Origin of the sequence: Dokdonella sp. (assembly GCF_035703485.1) — a bacterium.
In the GTDB taxonomy this organism is placed as follows: domain Bacteria; phylum Pseudomonadota; class Gammaproteobacteria; order Xanthomonadales; family Rhodanobacteraceae; genus Dokdonella.
On record NZ_DASSYD010000086.1, the window covers coordinates 1 to 6,753 of the forward strand.

Consider the following 6,753-nt stretch of genomic DNA (forward strand, 5'->3'; position numbering starts at 1 on the left):
AACAATCGGTTAGGCGACACCTGTCAGCGTGCAGATCGCGGCGTGCTGGCGCAGATGCACTGGCTGTGCTTCATGCCAGCGCAACAAAGAACTGCGCGCAGACAGGTGTCGTGACGAATGTGCCACTTGATCAGCGTTGCCCTAATCTGCCGTCAAGCAAGCGGAAGTTCAGCCGAGCAGCTTGGCCACGTCCTTGCCGATGGCCTCGGGCTTGTCAGTCGGCGCGTAGCGCTTGATGACGTTACCATCCCGGTCGATGAGAAACTTGGTGAAATTCCACTTGATTGCGCCGATGCCGAGCAGTCCGGGCTTTTCCTTTTTCAGCCACTCGTAGAGCGGATGCGCGTCGCTGCCATTGACGTCCACCTTGGCGAACATCGGAAATGTCACATCGTAGGTTAGCGAGCAGAAATTCTTGATCTCAGCCTCATCGCCAGGCTCCTGATTGCCAAACTGATCGCAGGGAAAACCGAGCACCTGAAAACCCTTATCGTGATATTCCTTGTGCAGGGCTTCTAGCCCGCTGTACTGCGGCGTGAATCCGCATTTTGAAGCGACATTGACGATCAGCAATGCCTCGCCCTTGTACGAGGACAGCGGCTGCTCCTTGCCATCGATGTCACGCGCGGAAAAATCATAGGCGGTTGTCATTTGAACCTCGGGAGTGGGGAGTTGGGAGTGGGTCGAAGCGTACAGCAAGCTCGCGTTCGGGCAAGGTTAATGCGCCGGGGCCAGAATTGATCTCCCGTTTCACTACAAAGGAGTCAACTCCATGAAGATCGTGATTGAAAGTCTGATTCTTGGCGTGCTCATCTTGGCAGGCACACAAGTCATGGCTCAGGACAATCAGGGTGAAGTGATCGTGCGTAGTGCTGGTACCGGCTATACGCCATCGGGCCCGGCTCCAGAGTTTTCGCAACTGGATACCGACGGCAATGGCAGCATCGACCACCACGAAGCATCTGGTTACAAATTGCTCGCCAATGACTTCCGCATGGCTGACAGCAATCATGACGGCAAGATCTCCAGGCGCGAATACGAGCGCTGGGCCGCATTGCCGTAGGATCCGATCACCGACTCGTTGTAGCCCCCGTTGACAGACGCTCGGCTAGCTTGCGCTGGCTTCGAGTTCCTGCCAGCGCGCGTAGGCATGATCCAGTTCGGCCTGGGCCTTGGCCATGGTCTCGTTGGCGCTGACAATGGTATCGGCTGGCTGCTTGAAAAAAGCCGGATCATTCATCGCAAGGGTGAGCTCGCCGATCCGCTTTTCCAGCGTCTCGATTTCGGCGGGCAGCTTTTCCAGCTCGCGCATTTCCTTGTAGGCGAGCTTGCGCCGTGTCGGTAGCGGAGCCAGCGCTTCGACTTTTTCGGCAGCGGCTTCGTTGTGCGTGCGCATCGCCATCGCTTGCGGACGCTGGCGCAGCCATTCGGCATAGCCACCGACGTATTCACCGACCCTGCCCTCGCCTTCCAGCGCCAGCGTGCTGGTCACGACGTTGTCGAGGAATTCGCGATCATGCGAGACCAGCAGCAGGGTGCCGGCATAGTCGACCAGCATCTCCTCAAGTAATTCCAGGGTCTCGACATCGAGATCATTGGTCGGTTCATCCATGACCAGCAGGTTCGATGGCTTGGCGAACAGACGCGCCAGCAACAGGCGATTGCGCTCACCTCCCGACAACGCCGAGATCGGCGAGCGGGCACGCTCCGGGGTATACAGAAAGTCTTGCAGATAACCGATTGCGTGTTTGCGCGAGCCGTTGATCTCGATGAATTCACGACCATCAGCGACGTTGTCGAGTGCGCTCATGTCTTCGCGCAGTTGCGCTCGGTGCTGGTCGAAATAGGCGATCTCGAGCTGGGTGCCGATTTTTACTTCGCCCGCTTGCGGCTCCAGTTGGCCAAGCAATATTCGCAACAGCGTGGTCTTGCCTGATCCGTTCGGACCGATCAGGCCAATGCGATCGCCACGCATGATCGTGGTCGAGAAATCCGCGATCAAGGTGCGCCCCGGAATCGCGTAGTGGATACCCTTGACCTCGATGACCTTGCGTCCGGAATTCTGTGCACCACCGACTTGCATGCGCACGTTGCCGGTCTGGTTGCGACGCTCGCGCCGCTCGTTGCGCATTGCCTCAAGACGACGCACGCGGCCCTCATCACGAGTTCGGCGCGCCTTGATGCCCTGGCGGATCCAGATTTCTTCCTGGGCCAGTTTCTTGTCGAACAAGGCATTGGCTTGCGCTTCCGCATGCAGACGCTCTTCGCGCCGGCGCAGATAATTTTCGTAGTCGCCGGGCCAACTGGTCAGGCTGCCGCGGTCGATCTCGACAATGCGCGTCGCCAGCGATCGCACGAAGCGTCGATCATGGGTGATGAAGATCACACTGCCGGTGAAGTTCTTGAGAAATTCCTCAAGCCAGGCGATCGCTTCGATATCGAGATGATTGGTCGGCTCGTCAAGGAGCAGCACATCGGGATCAAGCACGAGCGCCTGGGCGAGCAAGACGCGGCGTTTCATGCCGCCGGACTGGGCCGAGAACTCTTCATCCTCGGGCAGCTCCAGCTTGCTCAGCACCTCGGTGACGCGGCGATCAAGATCCCAGCCATTGGCCGCCTCGATACGCCCCTGCACGTCGGCCAGTGCACGCATGTCACTATCGTCGGAAAGCTCGTGGATCAGATGATGGTATTGGGCGAGCAGCTTGCCGATTTCGCCTAGCGCATCGGCAACCACGTCGAAGATCGTGCCTTCGGTGCCCTGCGGCACTTCCTGGGCCAGCCTGGCGACAACGACGCCTGGAGTTACCCTGACTTCACCATCATCGGGGCGAATCTCGCGATCAAGCAGCTTCAGCAGGGTCGACTTGCCGGCGCCATTGCGGCCGACCACACAGACCCGTTCACGTGGTTCCAGTGCGAAATCGATGCCATCCAGCAGCAAAGGGCCGCCAATGCTGTAGTCGAGTTTTCGCAGTTCAATCAAAGCCATGAGGGTCGCCGTAGGGGTTGCAATCATCAATGTGCATCGGTCGCGCCTGCCGAATCCGACTACAGAGTGTCAGTTTCCGCAGGCGTCGGGGCAGATGCTTCAGAATTCGGTTCAGGTGGGTATTTCGAACAGCTGCCGCGGTAGACTGCCGAGGCAAAAGCGTGAACTGAAAGATCTCTGTTCAGATCGATCATCAGCGCGCCCGCAGATCACACCTGTCGATCCACCGATGCAATTCTATCAAGCATCACGCTGCGCAACAGAAAACCGTACAAACCCATGAATCTGCTCAACTCGCCAGCAACAGAGTCCGACGATTTCAGCGATCTCCACATCGACCCCTCGATCCAGTGCAGCGCCTGCGAAGCAACTTGTTGCCGCTTGACTGTCTACGTCATGGCCGATGATCCGACGCCCGAGCACCTGATCGATCAGGACGAAAACGGCATGGATGTAATGCGCCGCCTTGATGACGGCTGGTGCACGGCACTGGATCGCGACACCATGCGTTGCACGATCTACTCGCTGCGCCCACAGGTCTGCCGCGATTTCGACATGGGTGGGCATGATTGCCGCAACGTCCGCGAGAATGATCGCCTGCTGTCTATCGCGGTGCTCTGACTGGCGTTTGAAACTCTACTCAGTCGGCGCAATACGGCGCACGCATCCCCTGCCGACGCAAGCGGTGCCAGTATCATCGCCCGCTACGCGACGGCACAACCAGATTGCGGCCCTTGGCCTTGGCCTTGTACAGCGCCTTGTCCGCGGCTTTGAGAACGTCTTCGGCTGAGCGCAGCTTGTCGTCGCGCAGGGCCAGTCCGATGCTGACAGTCACCTTGGCCGCAGCGACGCTCTCGGACTTCGATCGGCTCGTTCGCTGCGCAGCCGAGCGTGTTGAACGCACCTGCACCCGCATCTTCTCGATGGCCCGGCGCACTTCCTCACAGGCTTGCCTGGCATCACGCACCCGCGATCCGGTGAACAGCAGGCAAAACTCCTCGCCGCCGTAGCGATACGCCTGCGCGCCACGGGTGGTCTTGAGCAACTGGGCTACCGAGGCCAGCACACGATCACCGGCGTCATGTCCGTGTCGGTCGTTGAACTGTTTGAAGTGATCAACATCGACCATGGCCAGCGCATAGTCTCCGGAAATTCGCGACAGGGCTTCATCAAGCGCGCGTCGGTTCGGCACGTCGGACAAACCGTCGACGAAAGCCATGCGGTAGGAGGCGCGCAGGATCGCAATGATCGAAATCACGCCGCCGAGCGCAAGCAGGTCGTTCGCGGCACCCGCGCGCAATGCTGGCAGCATCGCAATCGCGGCCAGCACCAGAACCACGCTCAAGGCCGATTCGATCGACAGCTCCAGAATCAGCCAGCGCAGCAGACAGACCGCCGAGGCAAGCAGAACCAGACTCGCGGCAACTGCCCCGCTCGACCACGGCAACCAGCCCAGCGGCAAGACACCCCGCAATCCGAACCAGACGTGGGGCGATGCGGTGAGAGTCAGCAATATGGCAATCGCAAGAAGAATAAACAGCAGCAGATTGCGCCCGGCGAGCAGTCGTCGCTCCGGCATCGCGGCCGCGACGAGCAACAGCCAAGGCCCGAACATGCGCACCGCTTCGACACTGTGAGCATTGCTCGCCGATTCAATGACCCCGGCAAGAGCCAGCGCAATGCAGGTCAGGATCGCGAGGATCATGACCGCACGGTTGCGCCGAAAGCCCAGTGCAAGGAGCAGCGCCACGCCATTGAGCAGGGGCGCCGCCAGCAGCGGCAAGGACACCATAGACATCAGCGGTGGCGATCCATCAGGTCATCTCTATTTCAGCAACTCGTAGGGGCCACCACGCTCCAGGGCACGCTGATAGGCTGGTCGCGCATGGATGCGATCAAGCCAGTCCGACAGACGCGGCTGCTTGCGATCCAGTCCACCGCGCGTGGCCAGTGCTTCGATCGGAAAACTCATCTGGATATCGGCAGCGCTGAAAGCCTTGCCGGCAAACCAGTCGCGATCCTGAAGTTCGCTTTCGAGGTATTCGAGGTGTTGCTTGAGCTGCGGCTCGATGTAATTGCTCAGCACCTTGTCGGAAATGCCCTTGGCGATCGGGCGGATAAAAAATGGCATCGGCTGCTTCGGGATTCGCGAAAAAAGCAAACTCATCAACAACGGCGGCATTGCCGAACCTTCGGCGTAGTGCAACCAGTAGGTATAGCGCAGTTGTTCGGCAGTCCGCTGCGCGGGCTTGAGTCGGCCATCGCCGTGGCGGTCGACCAGGTACTCGACGATGGCGCCGGATTCGGCGACGGTCACATCGCCCTCGGTGATCACCGGCGACTTGCCCAGTGGATGGATCTTGCGCAGTTCCGGCGGCGCCAGCATGGTCTTGGCATCGCGCTCGTAGCGAATCACTTCATAGTCGAGTTTCAGTTCCTCCAATAGCCAGAGCACACGCTGTGAGCGGGAATTATTGAGGTGGTGAACGGTGATCATGGCGATCCTCCTGGTGTGTTCGGGCCAGGCGAGCATGTCGGTTCCGGGGTGGACGTGGCAAGCTTGACGTCACGCGCCCTCATTGGCCGATGCTCGGCCAGGCGCACAAACCACCACTCTCCCTGAATCCATTGTCCCTTGACCATGCCTAGCTGTCGCTTCTTTCAACTTGATGTATTCACGCGTCGCCCTGGAGGCGGCAACCCTCTGGGTGTCGTGGTTGCTGCCGACGATTGGAGCGATGCCGCCATGCAGGCATTCGCAAAATGGACGGACATTGTCGAAACGACGTTTCTGCTTCGACCTTCCACCCCGGAGGCTAGCTATCGTTTGCGCATTTTCACGCCGACGAAGGAGATTGCTTTCGCCGGTCATCCGTCAATCGGCAGTGCGCACGTGGCCTTGCTGTCGGGATTTTCGACACCGAAAGAAGGTGTCTTGATCCAGGAGTGCCAGGCGGGCCTGCTGCCGATTCGGGTTGAAGGCGAGTCCGCGGAACGCCACCTTTTCATCCGAGCCCCGAAAGCAACCGTGCTCAAGACCGGTGTCGAGCCGAAAAGCCTGCTCGCCAACACCTTGAAGAAGGTCAAACTTGGCAAGCTTCCGCCGGCCTTTGTCGAAGGCGGGCGTCGCTGGTGGCTGGCGGAATTCGCCGACGCATCCGAATTGCGCGCCTGGCAGCCTGATCATGCCTCGATTCGCAAGATTGGCCTCGATAGTGACAGTCTCGGCTTATGCGTCTTCGCGCGCAGCAATGAACCGGGCCATGACGTGGTTTTGCGCGCATTCCCGGCCGGTGCCGGCATTGTCGAAGATCCTGCCTCGGGTGCTGCAAACGGTCTGGTTGCCGCGTATATCGCGCACGCCGAACCGGACGGACCCCTCGCTCGCGGCTACGTGGTCAGCCAGGGTCGCGAAATCGAACACGATGCCGAATTGATCCTGCGCATCGATGCCGATGCCACCGTGTGGGTTGGTGGGCAGACCCAGACGGTGGTCAGTGGTGAGGTGGAGTGGCCGAATTGATTGTGATTTTGAGTCATCGCGAGCGGGATTCTGAGTGTTGGGAATTTTTGCTGGCGAGATTTGGATATCGCCATTGGTAGAGTTGATTGGAGGAAAAGCACGCTCCTTCGTCGCGCGGCATCCCTGCCTTTTTTCACTCGCCTCCCGGCGAGCGAGTGTCTTCTCTTTGCGTGGCCAAAGAGAAGGCACCAAGAGAAAGGCCACCCCGCGATTGCGCCTTGCGCACAGTCCCTGTGCT

General features: G+C 59.5%; 7 protein-coding genes. 3 read left to right on the forward strand and 4 right to left on the reverse strand.

The window, feature by feature from the left end; translation table 11 throughout:
• Positions 1 to 168: 168 nt before the first annotated feature.
• Positions 169 to 651 carry a glutathione peroxidase gene (locus VFN25_RS06375; RefSeq protein ID WP_325139995.1) on the reverse strand — a complete coding sequence of 161 codons (483 nt, stop codon included), beginning with the start codon at positions 649 to 651 and terminating at the stop codon, positions 169 to 171.
• 121 nt (positions 652 to 772) lie between these two features.
• Between VFN25_RS06375 and VFN25_RS06380 the strand changes: the two genes are divergently transcribed.
• Positions 773 to 1,063: a hypothetical protein gene (locus tag VFN25_RS06380; protein ID WP_325139997.1), complete on the forward strand. Its 291-nt coding sequence runs from the start codon at positions 773 to 775 to the stop codon at positions 1,061 to 1,063.
• Positions 1,064 to 1,108: 45 nt separating this feature from the next.
• On the opposite strand, the gene VFN25_RS06385 is transcribed toward VFN25_RS06380, so the two are convergent.
• Positions 1,109 to 2,992, reverse strand: a complete 1,884-nt coding sequence (locus VFN25_RS06385; protein WP_325139999.1) for an ATP-binding cassette domain-containing protein — start codon at positions 2,990 to 2,992, stop codon at positions 1,109 to 1,111.
• Positions 2,993 to 3,271: 279 nt separating this feature from the next.
• On the opposite strand from VFN25_RS06385, the gene VFN25_RS06390 reads away from it, so the two are divergent.
• Positions 3,272 to 3,613, forward strand: a complete 342-nt coding sequence (locus tag VFN25_RS06390) for a YkgJ family cysteine cluster protein (RefSeq protein ID WP_325140001.1) — start codon at positions 3,272 to 3,274, stop codon at positions 3,611 to 3,613.
• A 73-nt stretch (positions 3,614 to 3,686) separates the two neighbouring features.
• Here VFN25_RS06390 and VFN25_RS06395 read toward each other — a convergent pair whose 3' ends face one another.
• Positions 3,687 to 4,790: a GGDEF domain-containing protein gene (locus tag VFN25_RS06395; RefSeq protein WP_325140003.1), complete on the reverse strand. Its 1,104-nt coding sequence runs from the start codon at positions 4,788 to 4,790 to the stop codon at positions 3,687 to 3,689.
• Positions 4,791 to 4,817: 27 nt separating this feature from the next.
• Positions 4,818 to 5,489, reverse strand: coding sequence for a glutathione S-transferase (locus VFN25_RS06400; protein ID WP_325140005.1), 672 nt, complete (start codon positions 5,487 to 5,489; stop codon positions 4,818 to 4,820).
• 144 nt (positions 5,490 to 5,633) lie between these two features.
• On the opposite strand from VFN25_RS06400, the gene VFN25_RS06405 reads away from it, so the two are divergent.
• Positions 5,634 to 6,515 (forward strand): PhzF family phenazine biosynthesis protein, encoded by an 882-nt coding sequence (locus tag VFN25_RS06405; protein ID WP_325140007.1) that lies wholly within the window; start codon positions 5,634 to 5,636, stop codon positions 6,513 to 6,515.
• Positions 6,516 to 6,753 lie beyond the last annotated feature (238 nt).